At 68.8% G+C, this 17,925-nt stretch carries 13 protein-coding genes; 6 read left to right on the forward strand and 7 right to left on the reverse strand.

Going from position 1 to position 17,925, the window contains the following annotated elements; translation table 11 throughout:
- Positions 1 to 59 precede the first annotated feature (59 nt).
- Both AC07PR_RS16550 and AC07PR_RS16555 read left to right on the forward strand, forming a co-directional pair.
- A complete protein-coding gene (locus tag AC07PR_RS16550; RefSeq protein WP_377157538.1) occupies positions 60 to 671 on the forward strand; it encodes a UPF0149 family protein in 612 nt (203 codons plus the stop codon).
- Positions 672 to 774: 103 nt separating this feature from the next.
- Entirely contained in the window at positions 775 to 2,274 is a 1,500-nt protein-coding gene (locus AC07PR_RS16555) for a M48 family metalloprotease (protein WP_495135926.1), read from the forward strand.
- A gap of 170 nt (positions 2,275 to 2,444) precedes the next feature.
- On the opposite strand, the gene AC07PR_RS16560 is transcribed toward AC07PR_RS16555, so the two are convergent.
- Entirely contained in the window at positions 2,445 to 5,126 is a 2,682-nt protein-coding gene (locus AC07PR_RS16560) for a S9 family peptidase (protein WP_495135927.1), read from the reverse strand.
- 213 nt (positions 5,127 to 5,339) lie between these two features.
- Between AC07PR_RS16560 and AC07PR_RS16565 the strand changes: the two genes are divergently transcribed.
- Positions 5,340 to 5,939 (forward strand): hypothetical protein, encoded by a 600-nt coding sequence (locus AC07PR_RS16565; RefSeq protein ID WP_483108913.1) that lies wholly within the window; start codon positions 5,340 to 5,342, stop codon positions 5,937 to 5,939.
- Positions 5,940 to 6,012: 73 nt separating this feature from the next.
- Positions 6,013 to 6,306: a hypothetical protein gene (locus AC07PR_RS16570; RefSeq protein WP_377157546.1), complete on the forward strand. Its 294-nt coding sequence runs from the start codon at positions 6,013 to 6,015 to the stop codon at positions 6,304 to 6,306.
- A gap of 93 nt (positions 6,307 to 6,399) precedes the next feature.
- Here AC07PR_RS16570 and uvrA read toward each other — a convergent pair whose 3' ends face one another.
- Positions 6,400 to 12,036: an excinuclease ABC subunit UvrA gene (gene uvrA, locus AC07PR_RS16575; RefSeq protein WP_495135928.1), complete on the reverse strand. Its 5,637-nt coding sequence runs from the start codon at positions 12,034 to 12,036 to the stop codon at positions 6,400 to 6,402.
- 336 nt (positions 12,037 to 12,372) lie between these two features.
- Here uvrA and AC07PR_RS16580 point away from each other — a divergent pair, with 336 nt between their 5' ends.
- Positions 12,373 to 12,903, forward strand: a complete 531-nt coding sequence (locus tag AC07PR_RS16580; RefSeq protein ID WP_377157548.1) for a response regulator — start codon at positions 12,373 to 12,375, stop codon at positions 12,901 to 12,903.
- Between the two features lie 186 nt (positions 12,904 to 13,089).
- A complete protein-coding gene (locus tag AC07PR_RS16585; protein WP_495135929.1) occupies positions 13,090 to 13,302 on the forward strand; it encodes a hypothetical protein in 213 nt (70 codons plus the stop codon).
- A 138-nt stretch (positions 13,303 to 13,440) separates the two neighbouring features.
- Here AC07PR_RS16585 and AC07PR_RS16590 read toward each other — a convergent pair whose 3' ends face one another.
- From AC07PR_RS16590 to AC07PR_RS16610, 5 genes are read right to left on the reverse strand one after another with little or no spacing between them, the layout of a single operon-like run.
- On the reverse strand, positions 13,441 to 14,286 hold the full coding sequence (locus tag AC07PR_RS16590) for an alpha/beta fold hydrolase (RefSeq protein WP_495135930.1): 846 nt from the start codon (positions 14,284 to 14,286) through the stop codon (positions 13,441 to 13,443).
- A complete protein-coding gene (locus AC07PR_RS16595; protein WP_483109336.1) occupies positions 14,283 to 15,350 on the reverse strand; it encodes a branched-chain amino acid ABC transporter permease in 1,068 nt (355 codons plus the stop codon). Before AC07PR_RS16595 ends, AC07PR_RS16590 begins: the two co-directional genes overlap by 4 nt.
- 22 nt (positions 15,351 to 15,372) lie before the next feature.
- Positions 15,373 to 16,383: a branched-chain amino acid ABC transporter permease gene (locus AC07PR_RS16600; protein ID WP_495135931.1), complete on the reverse strand. Its 1,011-nt coding sequence runs from the start codon at positions 16,381 to 16,383 to the stop codon at positions 15,373 to 15,375.
- The gene (locus AC07PR_RS16605) at positions 16,380 to 17,159 is read right to left on the reverse strand and encodes an ABC transporter ATP-binding protein (RefSeq protein ID WP_495135932.1); all 780 of its coding nucleotides are present in this window, start codon (positions 17,157 to 17,159) and stop codon (positions 16,380 to 16,382) included. The genes AC07PR_RS16600 and AC07PR_RS16605 overlap by 4 nt, the downstream gene beginning before the upstream one ends.
- On the reverse strand, positions 17,156 to 17,911 hold the full coding sequence (locus AC07PR_RS16610) for an ABC transporter ATP-binding protein (protein ID WP_377157557.1): 756 nt from the start codon (positions 17,909 to 17,911) through the stop codon (positions 17,156 to 17,158). Before AC07PR_RS16610 ends, AC07PR_RS16605 begins: the two co-directional genes overlap by 4 nt.
- Positions 17,912 to 17,925 lie beyond the last annotated feature (14 nt).

Here is a 17,925-nt window from a genome sequence, read left to right on the forward strand (position 1 = left end):
CCGTTCGCCGCCCCCTCGCCACTTCTCGCCGCCCCTCGCCCGACTCTCCAGGATCCGACATGGACTTTCCGCAGTACCAGCCCGACAAGGCGCTCTACACCCCGCTGACCGACGACGAGCTGTCGGACCTGGACGACTTCCTGTCCGAGCTGGACAACGACGCCGCGATGAACATCGAGGCGCTGGACGGCTACCTCAGCGCGCAGCTGCTGAGCCCGCTGCCGCTGAGCGCCAAGCCCGGCGCCGAATGGATGAGCCCGGTGTGGGGCGGCGGCGATCCTTTCCCGAGCGGCAAGCAGCGCAAGAAGATCGCCCTGCTGCTGCTGCGCCACGTGCACAGCCTGTCGGTGCAGTGGACGTCCAAGCAGGACGAATGGGAGCCGATCTTCAGCGTCGCCGAGGAAGGCGAACAGCAGCTGGTGGACGCCGAGGACTGGTGCACCGGCTTCATGATCGGCGTCGACCAGGACGGCGAGGCCTGGACGCCGCTGTTCGACCACGTCAAGACGGCCGCGGCGCTGGCGCCGATCGCGCTGCTGGGCGGCGACGAGAGCCAGCTCAGCGCCGAGGACCAGGAAAAGCTCACCGACCTGCACTGGCGCGACGCGCTCAGCCGCGAGGTGCCGGAAGGCGTGCTGACGCTGTGGACGCTGCGCACGCAGGCCGAGTGAGCGCCTGATCGCCCGAACGCAAAGGCACTTGAACGCAAGAGCACCTGACCTCCTGCCCGGGCCACCGGCCGGGCGCTCTTTTCCTCTTTCGCCGCCGATTCCGATGAAGCGCAACTTCCCGTTCGCGGTGCTGGCCACCGCCGCCTTGCTGACGATCGCCGGCTGCGGCACCAACGTCGTCAATCCGGTCACCGGCCGCACCGAACGCAGCGCGATGAGCCCGCAGCAGGAAGTCGCGACGGGCCGTCAGGCGCATCAGGACGTGCTCAAGGAGTATTCGGTCGTCGACGACCCGAAGCTGCAGGCCTACGTCACCGCGCTGGGCAACAAGCTGGCGGCGCAGTCGCACCGGGCGGAACTCGAGTGGCACTTCACCGTCCTCGACAGTCCGGAGGTCAACGCCTTCGCGCTGCCGGGCGGCTATGTCTACGTCACGCGGGGCATCCTCGCGTACATGGAGAACGAGGCCGACCTCGCCGGCGTCATGGGGCACGAGATCGGCCACGTCACCGCGCGGCACGGCGCGCAGCGCGCGACGCGCCAGCAGAACGCCGGCATCGGCGTGCTGGCGGCGACGGTGCTCGGCGCGGTCCTCGAATCGCGCGGCGTCAGCGGCGCCACGGACATCGCGGGTCAGGTCTCGCAGAACGCCGCGGCGGGCTACGTCGCGTCGTACAGCCGTGAACAGGAACTGCAGGCCGACCAACTCGGCGCGGAGTACCTGGCGCGCAACCGCTACGACCCCAAGCACATGGTCGACGTGATCCAGGTCCTGAAGGACCAGGAACAGTTCGCGGCCGACCAGGCCAAGGCACAAGGCAAGCAGCCGCAGAGCGGCAACAGCTGGCTGGCCTCGCACCCGAGCAACGAGCAGCGCCTGCAACGCATCCGCGACGAGGCGGCGCAGCTGACCGGCGACCAGCCGGTCGACGAGAACCGCGCGGCCTTCCTGCAGGCGATCGACGGCATGGTCTTCGGCGACAGCCCGTCGCAAGGGCTGGTGCGTGGCCAGCAGTTCCTGCATCCGACGCTCGACATCGCGTTGACCGCGCCCACGGGCTGGGCGCTGCAGAACGGCAGCGAGGCGCTGACGGTGATGAGTCCGCAGCGCGATGCGGCGCTGATCCTGCAGCCGGTGCCGGAGAAGGCCGGCACGGTGCACGACGACATCCTGCGCCGCTGGGGCGCGGAGCAAGGCCGCACCGACGCGAAGACGATCAACGGCCTGAAGGCCACGCACTTCAGCGGTGTGCGCAAGAACGCGCAGGGCCAGCGCGGCAATGCCGAGATCACGCTGATCACGAGCGCCAAGGGCGCGGTGTACGCGCTGGTCTATGCGTCGAAGGACGGCCAGTCCTTGCAGGTGCGGCGAGCCGCGCTCACGCAGGCGGAGGAGAGCTTCCGCGCGCTGACCGCCGATGACAAGAAGTTGGCCAGGCCCTGGAAGGTTGCACTGCGGCCCTACCCGGCCGGCGGCTTCGCCGAGATGGCGAAGACCTCGGTGATCAGCGAGGCGCAGTTGAAGCTGCTCAACGGCCGCTACGGCGGTGAAGCGCTGCCGAAGGTCGGCGAACGCGTGAAGACGGTCATCGCAGCACCCTGAGCCCAAGAAACGACAAGCCCCGCAGTCCTCGGTAGCAAAACCGATGAAGTGCGGGGCTGATGGGGGACGGCAGGTCGCAGGGTTTTGGCGCTGGCCGCCAAGGCCCTGCGACCTGGCGGCCAACGCCCCGCCCTCTGCAGGTAGGCGTCGACCCGCCGCCCGCTACGGCATCACTTCTGCTGCGCCGCCCCCAGGTTCCGCAACCAGAACTGCTCATACTTCCGATGCCAGCCCACGGCCTTCACCGCGCCGCCGAGTGCGTGCTCGCCGTCCGGATCCAGGAAGAGTTCCACGAGTCCTTCCTTGCCTGATTCCAGCAGCGCGCGGTACACGTTGACGGTGTCCTGGTAGAGGACGTTGGGGTCCTGCATCCCGTGCACCAGCAGCAGCGGCTTCTTGAGGTTCTTGGCCAGCGGCAGCAGCGAGTATTTGCGCAGCACGGGCTTGGTCCGGTCGACCTTGCCGATGGTGCGTCCGCTGTACCAGCTGTTGTAGTTCTCCCATTCCGTCGGGCCTGCGCCCGCGATGCCGGCCGCGAACAGGTCGGGCTTCGTGTACATCGTGTACTGGGTCTGGAAGCCGCCGAAGCTCCAGCCGTTCAGGCCGATGCGCGCGCCGTCGACGCCCAGGTTGGCCTTCATGTAGGCGGCCAGATCCTCGAGGTCTTCGGTCTGCGGCGCGCCCGGCTTCTCCCAGTTGGCGTCGGCGAACTTCTCGCCGTAGTTGGAGTGGCCGCGCGGGTCCACCGTCACCGTGACGTAGCCGTGCTTGGCGGCCATGTACATCGCGAAGACGTAGCCGGTCGGCTGGAAGCTGTCGGTCTCGACCGAATGGCGGTCGTTGAGGGGGCCGCCGTAGGTGTAGACGATCGCCGCGCGCTTGTCGCTTGGTGCCCAGCCCAGCGGCTTGAAGACGTAGGCGGGGATGGTGTCGCCATGGCGGTTCTTGAAGCTGAAGCGCTCCGGCCGCAGCACATCGACCTGCGCCCAGGCGGGATCGTGGCTCTGCGTCAGCAGCTTGCCCGCTTCCGCGCCGGCTGCAGGCGCCTGGCCCTTCAGCAGCTTGAGCTCCGGACGCTCGGCCCAGTTGCCGGCCACCGCCGCGGCCCACTGGCCGTTGCGCGCCACGACCGCGTTGCGGTGGTAGTCCGGCGAGCGGCCCAGCGCCGTCATGCGGCCGTCCTTCAGGTCGACGCGCCAGACGTTCATCGCCGCGTAGTCGTCCTTGTTGGCCACGACGAACATCGTCTTCGCATCCGGCGTGAAGCCGAGCACCTGGAAGGCCTCGAACTCGCCGGTCAGCAGCGGATTCACCGAGCGGTCCGCGCCGGCCGCCAGGCTCATCGCGTAGGGCTGGCGCCAGCCGTTGTCCGCCAGGATCAGCACCAGCTGCTTCGAGTCCGGCGTGAACGACGGCGTCATCACGTTGACCAGCTCGTGGTGGATCGGCGCGCGACGCTCCAGCACCATCTCCGGCTTCGCGTCGCCCGGCTTGCCGAGGTAGACGCGGAACTGGTCCTTCTCGCGCTCGAAGGTCGTGAACGCGTAGTAGCTGCCGTCGCGGGCCCACACGACCGGCGAGATCTCGAACCAGCTGTCGCCGCCCGGATGCGTGAACACCGGCTGCGGCTGGCGTTCCGGCGCGGCGCCGGGTGTCGGCACCTTGCGCACGTAGATCGCCATCGAGGGCACGCCACGCTTGTCGTCGGAGACCTCGCGGTCGACCTTCTTCGCGGTCGCCCAACGGTCGTTGAAGTTCATGATCTCGACCTGCCGGCCCGGCTTGGGCAGCGGCTTGCCGTCGGCGCCGACCAGCGGCGCGTTGGCGACCAGCGCCATCCAGCGGCCGTCCTCGCTCATCGCGGTCTGGGCGATCTTGAACTTGCGGTCCTCGTCATCGGGGTTGAACAGCTCGCGGTTGATCACCTCGATGCCGGCCGTGGCCAGACGCACGCGCAGCACGCGGGTCTCGTCCTGGACGATCAGGAACTGGTCGTCCGGCGCATAAGCCACCGGCTTGAGCGTGCGGCCGGTCGCGAGCAGCGGCTCGGCGCGCTCGGTGCCGGCCTTCCAGCGCAGCAGCTGGCCGCGGTAGGCCAGGACGAGTTCCTCGCCCTTGGACGCCCACACGAACTGCGCCACGCCGGGGTACAGGTCCTCGGGCTTGAGCTTCTCGCGCTCGCGCTTCTTCTTCAACTCGTCGCGGAGCTCCCACAGCGCCATGTCCTTGGGATCCTTGGCCGGCTTCTTCGCCTCGGGCGCAGAAGCGCCGGAGGCGGGTGCGGCGGCCGCGACCGCGGCGTCGCCCCACGCGGCCTTCTCGGCGGCCTTGCGGGCCTCGTCGCGGGCCTTGCGCTCGGCCAGCTCGACCTTCAGCTCCTCGATGGCCTTGCGCTCCCATTGCTCGAGGTCGACCGCCTCGCCGCGCAGGTAGGCGGCCTGCGCCTCCTCGCGCGCCTGGCGCTCGGCCAGTTCGTCGCGCTTCTGCTTGAGCTTCTTCGCGTAGCGGTCCAGGTTCTCGGGGGTCTCCACCGCCGCCATCAACGTCGGCGACGTCAGGCGCAGCGTCTTGCCCGTCTGCGTGTCATGCACGTACAGGTCACTGCCGGGTTCCCCGAACGGGTTCCACAGGTAAGCGACGTAACGGCCGCTCGCGCTGAACTTCGCGTCCTTGGCGGACTCGCCGCGATAGGGCTCGGCGCGGAACAGCTGTTCCAGCGTCAGCGGCCGGTTGGTCACGGCCACGGGCGCGGCCGAGGATGCCGGGGTGGTCTGTGCCAGCGAGCCTTCGCTCGCGCCCAGTCCCGTGGCCAGGGTCGCCAGCACCAGGGAAGTCAGGATCCATTGCTTCAATCGTTGCTCCACGCCCCGCGGGTTCGGCAGGGACGCGGGATTCTAGGGATGCCCTCAACAACTGCTTACCGCTGCGATGTCCACCGCATCCGTCAAGCGCGCGTTAACTGTCCATACTTTCCCTAGGCAGGCCCTTTCCGGACGCTTTGCCCATGACCTCCGGCAGGGGGGATGGTCGCAAGACGAACGGAAAGCACCAAAGAGAGGCATTCGATGAAGCACCTGATTCAACGCATCCTCGGCGCCGTGGCGCTGACGGCTGGCGCGCTGGCCGCGCCGGTGGCCTTCGCGGGCGACGTGGGCGTGTCCATCAGCGTCGGGCAGCCGGGCTTCTACGGCCGGATCGACGTGGGCAACGTCCGTCCCGACGTGGTGTACGCACAGCCGATGATGATCGAGCGCGTCTACGCGCCCGCCCCGCCGCTCTACCTGCGCGTGCCGCCGGGGCATTACCGCTCCTGGGCGCGCCATTGCGGCTACTACGGGGCCTGCGGCCGGCAGGTGTACTTCGTGCGGGAGGACTGGTACTCCCGCGCCTATGCGCCGGCGTATTACGGCCGCCCGCATGTGCATCCGATGCCGGTGTACGCGCCGCCCCCGCCGCGGTGGGATCCGCCGCGCCGCGACCATTGGGACGGCCGCCGCGACTGGCACGACCATCGTGACGACCGCCGCGGCTGGGAAGGTCGTCGCTGGGACGAGCGCCGGGATGACCATCGCGGTGGCGACCGCGGCGGCTGGGATCGTGGAGACCGGGGCGATCGGGGTGATCGGGGCGACCACGGTCACGGCCACGGACGGCATCGCGACTGACAGACGGGCCGCGGGGCCTCGCGTATAGTGGTCGGCTTACACACCAGCAAGGTGTGATTCACAGCGCCGACGTATGTTCGCAAAAGTCCTCGCCGCTCTCGGTCTGCTGACCTGCGTGTTCCTCGCGATCGACATGGCCTTGCCGCGCCGGCATCAACTGGCCTGGCGTGGCTGGTTGAAGCGGACCGCCCTCCGCATGAACGGGTTCAGCCTGCGTGGTCGCTTCAATTCCCGCGACCGTCGCCGCGCGGCGCACGATGCGGCGCTCGACGCCATCGCCCGTGCGAAGCACCGCTCGGGCACCTGGGACGGCAACGTCTATCACGGCGACGACTTCGAGCAGCGGCAGCGGCGCAAGCCGCATTGATGACGGCGCTGCGACACCGCCCTTGACCTTCACGAAAACGGCCTCTCACGAGGCCGTTTTTCATGGCGCGCGTGGCGCGCCGCAAGAGGCCACTCAGCGCCGCGCCAGGACCGGCTCCAGCGCCTTCCCGGTGTGCGTCCCCTGCGCCACCAGCGTCTCCGGCCGTCCTTGCGAGACCACGAGCCCGCCCGCCGAGCCGCCTTCCGGCCCGAGGTCCAGCACCCAGTCCGCCTCCGCGATCACGTCGAGGTCGTGCTCGATGACGACCACGCTGTGCCCGCCGTCGACCAACCGGTGCAGCACGCGGATGAGCTTCTCGACGTCCGCCATGTGCAGCCCCACCGTCGGCTCGTCCAGCACGTACAAGGTGTGCGGCGCCTTCTGGCCTCGGCGCGTGACGTCGTCGCGCACCTTCACCAGTTCGGAGACCAGCTTGATCCGCTGCGCCTCGCCGCCCGACAGCGTCGGGCTCGGCTGCCCCAGCGTCAGGTAGCCCAGCCCCACGTCCTGCAGCAGCTTCAGCGGGTGCGAGATGGAGGTCATCGCGGCGAAGAACTCCACCGCCTCGTCGATCTCCATCTGCAGCACCTCGCCGATGCTCCTGCCGCGCCAGCTCACCGCCAGCGTCTCCGGATTGAAGCGCTGTCCGTGGCACTGGTCGCAGAGCACCTTCACATCCGGCAGGAAGCTCATGGCGATCGTGCGCATGCCCTGACCCTCGCAGCCCGGGCAACGGCCCTCGCCGGTATTGAAGCTGAAGCGGGCCGGCGCGTAGCCGCGGGCCTTCGCTTCCAGCGTCTCGGCGAACAGCTTGCGGATCGCGTCCCAGAAGCCGATGTAGGTCGCCGGGCAACTGCGCGGCGTCTTGCCGATCGGCGTCTGGTCGACTTCGAGCACGCGGTCCACCTGCGCGTGCCCCTCGATCGCGTCGCAGCCGATCCACTTCGACGGCGCCCGACGCAGCGGCACGGCCGCGGCCATGTTGGCCAGCAGCACGTCCCGCGCCAGCGTGGACTTGCCCGACCCCGACACCCCCGTGATCGCCACCAGTCGATGCAGCGGCACGTCCACCGTCACGCCACGCAGGTTGTGCAGCGATGCGTTCAGCACCGTCAGCTTCGGCGCTTCGGTCTCCATGACGCGGCGCTCCTTCAGCGGGTGCACCAGCGGTCTCGACAGGAAGCGGCCCGTGAGCGAGTCCGGGTTCTTCGCGATCTGCTCCGCCGTGCCTTCGGCGATCACGCGACCGCCGCGCTTGCCCGCGCCCGGCCCGATGTCGATGATGTGATCGGCGCGCCGGATCGTGTCCTCGTCGTGCTCGACGACCACCAGCGTGTTGCCCTTGTCGCCCAGCGTCGCCAGCGCCTTCAGCAGGATCTGGTTGTCGCGCGGATGCAGACCGATGGTCGGCTCGTCCAGCACGTAGCAGACGCCCTGCAGGTTGCTGCCGAGCTGCGCCGCCAGCCGGATGCGCTGCGCCTCGCCGCCCGACAGGGTCGGTGCCGCGCGGTCCAGCGTCAGGTAGCCGAGTCCCACTTCCTCCAGGAACTCCAGGCGGCCCTTGATCTCGACGACCACGTCGCGCGCGATCTCCGCGTCGCGACCGGTCAGCACCAGGCCGGCGATCCACTCGCGGGCGTCCTTCACGCTCCACGACGCGACCGTGCCGATCGTCTCGTGCTCGAAGCTCACCGCGCGCGCCACCGGGTTCAGCCGCGCGCCGTGGCAATCGGGACACGGCGCATCGCTCAGGTCCTCGATCTCGGCTTCTTCCGCGGGGAAGCTCTGCTCGCGGCCGCGGTTGTCCTTGTCCTGCTGCGTGTCGTCGAGCGCCTTGCGCTGCTCGCGCGTCAGCGCCAGGCCCGTGCCGACGCAGGTCGTGCACCAGCCGTGCTTGGAGTTGTAGCTGAACAGCCGCGGATCGAGTTCCGGATAGCTGGTGCCGCACTGCGGGCACGCCCGCTTGGTGGAGAACACGCGCAGCTCGCCAATGCCGCGCGTCGGCTTCCCGCTGCGCAGCGCCTCGTGCAGGCCGTCCAGCGGCGACAGGACGTGCACCACGCCCTTGCCGTGATCCAGCGCCTTGGCCAGCAGCTCGCGCAGCTCCGCCTCGGTCTCCGGCGTGATCGTCATGTCGCCGACCGGCAATTCGATGCTGTGCTCCTTGAAACGGTCCAGGCGTGGCCACGGGCTGGTCGGCAGGAACTCGCCGTCCACGCGCAGGTGCGTGTGGCCGCGCTGCTTCGCCCATTTCGCAAGGTCGGTATAGACGCCCTTGCGGTTGACCACCAGCGGCGCGAGCAGCCCGATGTGCACGCCCTTGTAGTCTCGCAGCAGCTGCGCGGCGATGGCCTCGACGCTCTGCGGTTTCACCGGCGTGCCGTCGTTCGCGCAATGCTGGACGCCCAGCTTCACGTAGAGCAGACGCAGGAAATGCCAGACCTCGGTCGTCGTCGCGACCGTGCTCTTGCGCCCGCCGCGGGACAGGCGCTGCTCGATGGCGACGGTCGGCGGGATGCCCCACACCGCGTCGACCTCCGGCCGGCCCGCCGGCTGCACGATCGAGCGCGCATAGGCGTTCAGCGATTCCAGGTAGCGGCGCTGTCCCTCGTTGAACAGGATGTCGAAGGCCAGCGTGCTCTTGCCCGATCCCGACACGCCGGTCACGACGTTGAACTTGCCGCGCGGGATGCTGACGTCGACCGACTTGAGGTTGTGCTCGCGCGCGTTGACGATGCGGATCACCTCCTCTTCCTGGCGGCGCCGCCGCAGCAGCGACTGCAGCGGCTGGCCTTCCGAGACCTTGACCGGCGCGCGGTCCATCTCCAGCGCGTACTCGCGCAGGGCCTTCGCGGTGTGCGAGGTCGGATGGTCCTTGAGATGCTCAGGCGTGCCCGTCGCGACGACCAGCCCGCCGTCCTCGCCGCCCTCGGGGCCGAGGTCGATCACCCAGTCCGACGCGCGGATCACGTCGAGGTTGTGCTCGATCAGGACCAGCGAGTGCCCCGCCGACAGCAGCTTGCGCATCGCGCGCATCAGCTTGGCGATGTCGTCGAAATGCAGGCCTGTCGTCGGCTCGTCGAACAGGAACAGCGTGCCCTTGGTCGCCGTCGCCTGGCGCGGCTTGGACGCCGCCTCGGCCAGGTAGCCGGCGAGCTTGAGCCGCTGCGCCTCGCCGCCCGACAGCGTCGGCACCGGCTGCCCCAGCGTCAGGTAGTCGAGCCCGACGTCCGACAGCGGCTGCAGCTTGTTGAGCACCTCGCGGTCGACGCTGAAGACGTTGAGCGCCTCGGCCACCGTCAGCTCCAGCACGTCCGACACGCTCAACTGCCGGCCGGCGCGCTCGAGCTTGACCTCGAGCAGCTCGGCGCGGAAGCGCTTGCCGTCGCAATCGGGGCAGCGCAGGTAGACGTCGGACAGGAACTGCATCTCGACGTGCTCGAAGCCCGAGCCGCCGCAGGTCGGGCAGCGGCCGTCGCCCGCATTGAAGCTGAACATGCCCGCGCCGTAGCTGCGCTCCCTGGCCATCGGCGTATCGGCGAAGCGCTTGCGGATCTCGTCGAAGACACCGACGTAGCTGGCCGGGTTCGAGCGCGCCGTCTTGCCGATCGGCGACTGGTCGACGAAGACCGCGTCGGCCAGCCAGTCCGCGCCCAGCAGCCGGTCGTGCTGGCCGGGCGTCTCGGTGGCCTGGCCGAACCAGCGCGCCAGCGCCGGATACAGCACGTCCTGCATCAGCGTGCTCTTGCCCGAGCCCGACACGCCGGTCACGGTGACCATGCGCTGCAGCGGGAACTCGACGCTGACGTTCTTGAGGTTGTGCTCGCGCGCGCCTTCGAGGATCAGGCGCGGCGTGCTCTCCTCGACGACGCGCTTGAGGCCCATGCCCACGTGTTTGCGCGCGCCCAGGTAGGCGCCGGTCAGCGTATCGGCCGAACGGATCTGCGCGGGCGTGCCGTCGAAGACGATCTGCCCGCCCTGCTGGCCCGGGCCCGGGCCCATGTCGATGAGCCGGTCGGCCGCCAGCATCACGGCGGGGTCGTGCTCGACGACGACCAGCGTGTTGCCCGCGTCGCGCAGCCGCTGCATCGCCTCGACGATGCGGTTCATGTCGCGCGGGTGCAGGCCGATGCTGGGCTCGTCCAGCACGAACAGCGTGTTGACCAGCGAGGTGCCGAGCGCCGTCGTCAGGTTGATCCGCTGCACCTCGCCGCCGGACAGCGTGCGGCTCTGCCGGTCCAGCGTCAGGTAGCCGATGCCGACGTCGACGAGGTACTTGAGCCGGTTGCGGATCTCGTCGAGCAGCAGCTTGAGCGCCTCGTCGAGCAGCGAGCCCGGCAGCTGCAGCTCGTCCATGAAGCGTCTGAGCCGATGGATCGGCAGCTGCATCAGGTCATGGACGGACAGGCCCGGCAGCGCCTCGAGCTGGACGCGGTTCCACTTCACGCCCTCGGGCATGAAACGCAGGTCGGGCGGGAGCGCCGCGTCGGCCAGCGCCTTCGAGCCGACGCGCCACAGCAGCGCCTCGGTCTTGAGCCGCGCGCCGCGGCAGGTCGGGCACTCGGTGTAGCTGCGGTACTTCGACAGCAGCACCCGGATGTGCATCTTGTAGGCCTTGCTCTCCAGGTACTCGAAGAAGCGGTTCACGCCGTACCACTGCTTGTTCCAGTTGCCGTTCCAGTTCGGGCTGCCGCCGATGACCCAGTCGCGCTGGGCCTGCGTCATCTGGTTCCAGGCGGTGTCGCGCGGGATGCCCGCATCGCCGGCGTACTTCAGCATGTCGTCCTGGCTTTCCTTCCAGGCCGGCGTCTGCATCGGCTTGATCGCGCCGCCGCGCAGCGTCTTGCGCTCGTCGGGGATGACCAGGCCCAGGTCCACGCCGATCACCCGGCCAAAGCCGCGGCAGGTCTCGCACGCGCCCATCGCCGAGTTGAACGAGAACAGCGCCGGCTGCGGATCGGCGTAGCGGATGTCGCTCTCCGGGCAATGCAGGCCGGTCGAGTAGCGCCACAGCGTCGGCTCGACGCCCTCCACCGCGCTGAGCACATGGACCGTCAGGCGGCCGCTGCCGCGCTTGAGCGCCAGCTCGATCGCCTCCATCGCCCGCGCCTGCTCGACGCCCTGGATGCGGAAGCGGTCGGCCACGACGTCCAGCACCTTGCGCCCGTTGACGACGCGTTCGGACTGCACGCGCGTGAATCCGGAGGCGGACAGCCACTGCTCGACCTCGCCCGCGCTGACCGACTCGGGCAGCTCGACCGGGAAGGTCAGCACCAGGCGCGGGTCGTCGCCCACCGTCCGCGCCAGCAGTTCGGCATAGATCGTCTGCGGCGAGTCATGGCGGACCGGCAGCGCGGTCTCGCGGTCGAACAGGTCCGCGCCGCGCGCGAACAACAGCTTCAGGTGGTCGTTGAGCTCCGTCATCGTGCCGACGGTGGAGCGGCTGGTGCGGACCGGGTTGGTCTGGTCGATCGCGATGGCGGGCGGCACGCCCTCCACCTTGTCGACCGCTGGCCGGTCCATGCGGTCCAGGAACTGGCGCGCGTAGGCGGAGAAGGTCTCGACGTAGCGGCGCTGGCCCTCGGCATACAGCGTGTCGAAGACCAGGCTGGACTTGCCCGACCCGCTGGGCCCGGTCACCACCGTCAATTCCCCTGTGCGGATGTCCAGGTCGAGGTTCTTGAGGTTGTGCTGGCGGGCGCCCCGGATGCGGATATCGGAATCGGACATGTGGTGTGGGCCTTGGAGCCTCGGAACAGGCAGTGGGCGATGATTCTAGGGAGCGGAGGTGCCACGAAGTGGCAGCAGCGGCCAAGCCGGCGCGCCTGACGACCGTGACGACATGGTGGTAAGCAAATGCAAGCAGGCAACCGCTCAGCAAGCCTTCCCCTACCTCTTGTCAAGGCCTCCGAATGATGACTTCCGCACACTTGCTAGTCTCCGGGGGCTGCGGCAACAATGGACCCCGTCGTCGCCGAGCAACACCGGTCCCCGGTTCCACCCGAACGGCGGACGACATACCTAGGGATTACCCGCATCCCGATCGGATCGCGGGCGACAAGCGACATGGACAGAAACGACGGCCATTCCACTCACGAGATCCCCGAGACCACGCTGGTCTTGATGACCTCGGACGCGTCCGCGAAGCCCTCGCCCCCGTCGTCGATGGCCGACGCCTCCGTGTCCGGCCAGCGTCCGGCGCCCGGCGAGCCCTTCGTGCTGCTGGTCGAGGACAACCCGATCAACCAGGTCGTCGCGCTGGAATTCCTGGCGCTGATGGGACTGAAGACGCAACTCGCGCGCAACGGCCAGGAAGCGCTGGACCTGTGCGAACAGGCGGCGCCGAGCCTCGTGCTGATGGACATCCAGATGCCGGGCATGGACGGCCTGGAATGCGCGCGCCGGCTGCGGGAGCAGCAGGCGCAGGGACGGCTGCCCCGTTTCCCGATCCTGGCGCTGACGGCGCACGCGCTGGACAGCGACGTCGCGGACAGCCTGAAGGCCGGCATGGACGAGCACCTGACCAAGCCGCTCGACTTCCTGACGCTGCGCCGCCGGCTGGCGCGCTGGCTGGATCTGCCGCAGCTCAACGACTGACCCCCGAGAGCACCCCGACGAGGGCTGAGGCGTCCCCACAACGGGTGGACGCTCGTTATTTCGAGGGTCATTGATCGCGCGCAAACCTTCCAGGAATCCCCCGTCGTAGCACTGGCATTGAACGGCGCGTGCGTGCTCCACTTTCGATCCGCATCCGATGTCCGGGTGTGACGTCAGGAGTTGCGCATGCACCCGATTCCCTCCTACCACCCCTCCGAGATCATCCAGGCACAGATCCATCTGGCGGCACTTGAGGATCGCAAGACCGACGCCGAGATCCTGTCGAAGGCAGCACAGCTGTACTTCAGGATCCGACAGCAGGTGCGATCAGGACGCGTCATCGGCCTGGTCGATCCAGAGCGAAAGGATCTGCTGGTCGAAGAGATCGTGGAGATCTGATGCCCGTGAGCGACAGCAATATTGCGGAGCCCATCTTCAGGGCGTCGATAGAGCCGCCAGAGCCCCCCGCCGACGGCAAGGTCCGGCGACTCATGCTGGGCTGGCTCATCAAGCGATGAGTCCGCCCATGCACCACGCTCACCCGATTTCGAGAAACCGCTGCACGATCGCGAAGTGCTCCCGCACGTTCAGCGCGGGCGCATGGCCGCAGCCCGGGATCGTCACCACCTCCGCCTGCGGACCGCGCACGCGCATCGCCTCGGCCGTCTCCGGCAGCAGAAGATCCGAGGTCTCGCCGCGCAGGCACAGCACCGGCAGGCTCAGCGAGTCCCATTCGGTCCAGCGCTTGTAATCGTCCGGATGGACGAAGAACTGGCGCACCATCGCCGGGTCGTAATGCGGTGTCACGCGCCCGTCGGGCAGCCGCCGCACCGAGGTCTCCGTCAACCGGCGCCACTGCGCGTCGCTCATCCAGCCGTAGGGCTGATAGATCTGGCGGAAGTACTGTTCCAGCGCCGTCACCGTGTCGAACGCCGACGGTGCCCCCGCGTAGCTGCGGATGCGCTGGATCGCCGGTTCCGCGAGTTCCGGCCCGATGTCGTTGAGCACCAGCCGCCGGATGCGCCCGCGCAAGGATGTCGCCGCCGCCAGCAACCCGATCGCGCCGCCCATCGAGGTGCCGATCCAGTGAAGCTCCTTCAGCCCCAGTTGATCGACGAGCGCCACCGCCAGCTTCACATAGAACGCGAGGCAGTACTCGTTGTCCGGATCCGGACTCCATTGCGACAACCCTCTTCCGAGGGTGTCCGGGCACACCACGAAGTAACGACCTGACCCCGCCAGGTGGGAGGCCAGTTCGTCCATGTCGCGCCCGGTGCGGGCCAGGCCATGCCACGCGATCACCGGCTCGCCGGCCGGATCGCCCCAGGCCTGGTAATGGATCTCGCGGCCTTCGCAGCGCAGGTAGTTCGACGTCGACTTCAAGTTCCCCTCCCCGCCTGCCGCAGACGCCCGACCAGTCCGTTCGGGAAGTGGTACACGGCCAGCACGAACAGCACGCCCAGCCACAGCAGCCAGCGCTCCGGCGCGATCAGCTGCGACAACACCGGCACGCCTTCCACCGCCGACGCGCCGACGCGCATCAGGTCCTGCAGGTAGCTCTGCGCGAGCACGAACAGCGCGCTGCCGATCACCGCGCCGTAGATCGTGCCCATGCCGCCGATCACGACGATCAGCAGGATGTCCAGCATGATCTCGAAGGATAGCGAGGTGTCCGGCCCGTTGTAGCGCAGCCAGATCGCCAGCAAGGCGCCCGCGAGGGTCGCGAAGACCGCCGCCAGCAGCGTCGACAGCGTGCGGTAGGTCACCAGGCGGTAGCCGATCGCCTCGGCGCGGAAGTCGTTGTCGCGAATGGCCTGCAGCACGCGCCCGAACGGGGAATTGACGATGCGCAGCAACGCGAGCACCAGCACGACGGTCACGACGAACAGCAGGTAGTAGCTCAGCAGCCGGCCGTCGACGGAGACGCCGAGCACGGGCTCCTCCAGGAATTCGGTCGACGGCGACAGCAGCTCGGGCAGCCGGAAGTTCAGACCGTCCTCGCCGCCGGTGAAGTCGGACAGTTGCGAGGCCAATCCCTGGAAAGCCGCCGCGACGGCCAGCGTGATCATGGCGAAGAAGATCGCCTTCACACGCAGCGAGAACAGACCGATGACCAGCGCGAGCAGCAGCGACAGCACCAGCGCGCCGCCGATGCCGACGACGAGCGCGGCGAAGCCCGGTTCCATCCGGGAGCTCGCGATGGCGACGCCGTAGGCGCCGATGCCGAAGAACATCGTGTGCGCGAAGCTGACGATGCCGGTGTAGCCGAGCAGCAGGTCGTAGCTGCCGACGAGCACGATGAACACGAGGATCTTGGCCGCCACGTTGAGCGCCCGGGTGCCGGGGAACACGAACGGCGCCAGCGCGAGTCCGAGCACGGTCAGCAGCAGCAGCGCCGCCAGCACGCGGCTGCGCGGCAGGTCATGCGACAGCAGGGATCGGATCAGGGTCATGAAGGCATCGCTCCGTTCAACGGCGTCCGACCGGATAGAGGCCCTGCGGCCGCCACAGCAGCACGGCGACCATCAGGCCGATGTTGGAGAACAGGGCCGCCTTCGGCGCAAGGAAGCCGCAGTAGTTGGCCATCAATCCGACCAGCACCGCGCCCACGAAACACCCCAGCGTCGAGCCCAGCCCGCCGATGATGATCACGATGAAGATCAGCGTGTTGACCTGCGCGCCGATCTGCGGGACCACGCTCTGCTGGTAGAGCCCCCACAGCACGCCGCCCAGCCCCGCCAGGCCCGAGCCGGCGACGAACACGGCCACGAACAGACGTCGGATCCGGTAACCCAGGCTCTCGACCATCTCCCGGTCCTGGACGCCGGCGCGGATCAGCAGGCCCAGCTTGGTCCGGTTGAGCAGCCACAGCAGTCCCGCGAAGACCAGCAGGCCCACGACGACGGCCAGCAGCCGGAACTTCTCGACCGCCACGTCGCCGAGCACGAGCGCGCCCCGCAGCGACTCCGGCGGCTGCAGCGGGATCATCTGCGCGCCCCAGACCAGCTTGATGAGCTCCTCGCCGATGATCATGCCGCCCATCGTGATCAGGATCTGCTTGAGGTGCATGCCGTAGACGGGCCGCACCAGCACGCGTTCGAAGACCAGGCCCAGCGCCGCGGCGCTGACGATGCCGGCCAAGGCCGCCACGGCGACCGCGATCAGGTTGGCCGCCAGCGACGGACTCGCCACGAATCCGCCGTAGGTGTTCATCGCGCCCATCACCGTCGTCGCGACGAAGGCGCCGAGCGCGATGAACACGCCGTGGCCGAAGTTCAGCACGTCCATCAGGCCGAAGATCAGCGTCAGGCCCGAAGCGATGACGAAGACGATCAGCCCCATCGCGAGGCCGGCGATGGTCAGCGTCGCCCAGCTCGACATCGAGCCGATCAGCGGCAGCGCCGCCAGCGCCAGTCCGACGATCAGCAGCAGCGGGATCGCGTCGAAACGTGCCTGGGGCACCGGAGAGGTATCGTTCATTGATGTGCCGCCAGCGAAAGGCCGAGCAGCCGCTGCTGCAGCGCCTCATCGGCCGCCAGGTCGGCCATGCGGCCCGCATGCACGACGCGGCCGTCGTCCATGACCGCGACGCCGTCACCCAGCGCCTGGGCGACCATGAAGTTCTGCTCCACCAGCAGCACGGTCGTCCGTGCGCCGTCGCGGCCGCGCTGGATCTCCCGCAGCGCCTCGATGAGGTTGCGGATGATCGCCGGCCCCAGCCCCTTGGTGGGCTCGTCGATCAGCAGCAGCCGGCGCGGCTCGACCATCGCGCGCGCGATCGCCAGCATCTGCTTCTGCCCGCCGCTCAGCTTGCCGGCTGGATACAGCCAGAACTTGCGCAGCGCAGGGAACAGGCCGAACAGCCAGTCCAGCCGCGTGGTGTCGAGGTCGTCGAGCGAGCGGGCGCCGCGTGCCGCCAGCAGCAGGTTCTCGCGGACCGTCAGGTCGCCGAAGATGCCCATGTTCTCCGGAACGTAGGCGATGTCCAGGCGCGCGATCTCCGGCGTCGGAACGGCCTGGATCTCGCGGTCGTCGAGCAGCACGCGACCTGCGCTCGCGCGCCAGAGCCCCATCACCGTGCGCAGTGTCGTGGTCTTGCCCGCGCCGTTTCGGCCGAGCAGCATCGTCACTTCGCCTTCGGCGACGGCCAGGTCGACGCCGTGCAGGATGTGATACGCCCCGATGTGCGTATGCACGCCGTCGAGGCGCAGCAGCGTCCTTCTCAACGGCGCGCTCGCCGATGCGGCCACGTTCATGCGGCCTCCGGCATCGCCAGTCCCAGGTAGGCGCTCTGCACCACCGGCGAGGCGATCACCGCCTCGGGTTCGCCGTCCGCGACCAGTTGCCCGTTGTGCAGCACGACGATGCGGTCGGCCAGTTCCCGCACCACGTCCATCTTGTGCTCCACCAGCAGGATCGTGTGCGTCCCCTCGGCCTTCAGCGCGCGGATCAGGTCGAGGATCACCGGCACCTCGTCGACGCTCATGCCCGCGGTCGGTTCGTCGAACAGATAGACCTTGGGCTTGAGCGCCATCAGCATCGCGACCTCCAGCTTGCGCTGGTCGCCGTGCGGCAGGCTCGCGGCCGGCGCGTCGACGCGATGCCCGAGCCGCACGCGCTCGACGATCGCGCGCGCCTCGTCGAGCAGCTCGCGATGGTTCAGCCACACGGAGAACATCCGCAGTCCCTCCCCGCGCCGCGATTGCACGGCGAGGCGCACGTTCTCGAGCACGCTCAGCGTCGGGAACAGCTGCGTCAGCTGGAAGGCGCGCCCCAGTCCGCGCCGCGTGCGCAGCGGCGCGGCCAGGCGCGTCAGGTCCTCGCCGTCGAGCAGGACCCGACCCGCGCTCGCGCCGAGCTGACCCGAGATCAGGTTGAAGTAGGTCGTCTTGCCGGCACCGTTCGGCCCGACGATGGCGGTCAGCGTGCCCGGGCGGAAGGCGCAGCTGACACGATCCACCGCCGTGTGGCCGCCGAACCGGATGGTGAGGTCATGGGTCTCGAGCATGCGTGCGGAAAGCT

This window comes from Roseateles sp. GW821-FHT09H11, from assembly GCF_059415845.1.

What these genes read in the sequence shown, in the direction of transcription:
- AC07PR_RS16580 (WP_377157548.1), top strand. Translation starts at nt 12,373, where the DNA reads ATGGACAGAAACGACGGCCATTCCACTCACGAGATCCCCGAGACCACG.
- AC07PR_RS16550 (WP_377157538.1), top strand. Translation starts at nt 60, where the DNA reads ATGGACTTTCCGCAGTACCAGCCCGACAAGGCGCTCTACACCCCGCTG.
- AC07PR_RS16605 (WP_495135932.1), bottom strand. Translation starts at nt 17,159, where the DNA reads ATGAACGTGGCCGCATCGGCGAGCGCGCCGTTGAGAAGGACGCTGCTG.
- AC07PR_RS16585 (WP_495135929.1), top strand. Translation starts at nt 13,090, where the DNA reads ATGCACCCGATTCCCTCCTACCACCCCTCCGAGATCATCCAGGCACAG.
- uvrA (WP_495135928.1), bottom strand. Translation starts at nt 12,036, where the DNA reads ATGTCCGATTCCGATATCCGCATCCGGGGCGCCCGCCAGCACAACCTC.
- AC07PR_RS16555 (WP_495135926.1), top strand. Translation starts at nt 775, where the DNA reads ATGAAGCGCAACTTCCCGTTCGCGGTGCTGGCCACCGCCGCCTTGCTG.
- AC07PR_RS16610 (WP_377157557.1), bottom strand. Translation starts at nt 17,911, where the DNA reads ATGCTCGAGACCCATGACCTCACCATCCGGTTCGGCGGCCACACGGCG.
- AC07PR_RS16600 (WP_495135931.1), bottom strand. Translation starts at nt 16,383, where the DNA reads ATGAACGATACCTCTCCGGTGCCCCAGGCACGTTTCGACGCGATCCCG.
- AC07PR_RS16565 (WP_483108913.1), top strand. Translation starts at nt 5,340, where the DNA reads ATGAAGCACCTGATTCAACGCATCCTCGGCGCCGTGGCGCTGACGGCT.
- AC07PR_RS16570 (WP_377157546.1), top strand. Translation starts at nt 6,013, where the DNA reads ATGTTCGCAAAAGTCCTCGCCGCTCTCGGTCTGCTGACCTGCGTGTTC.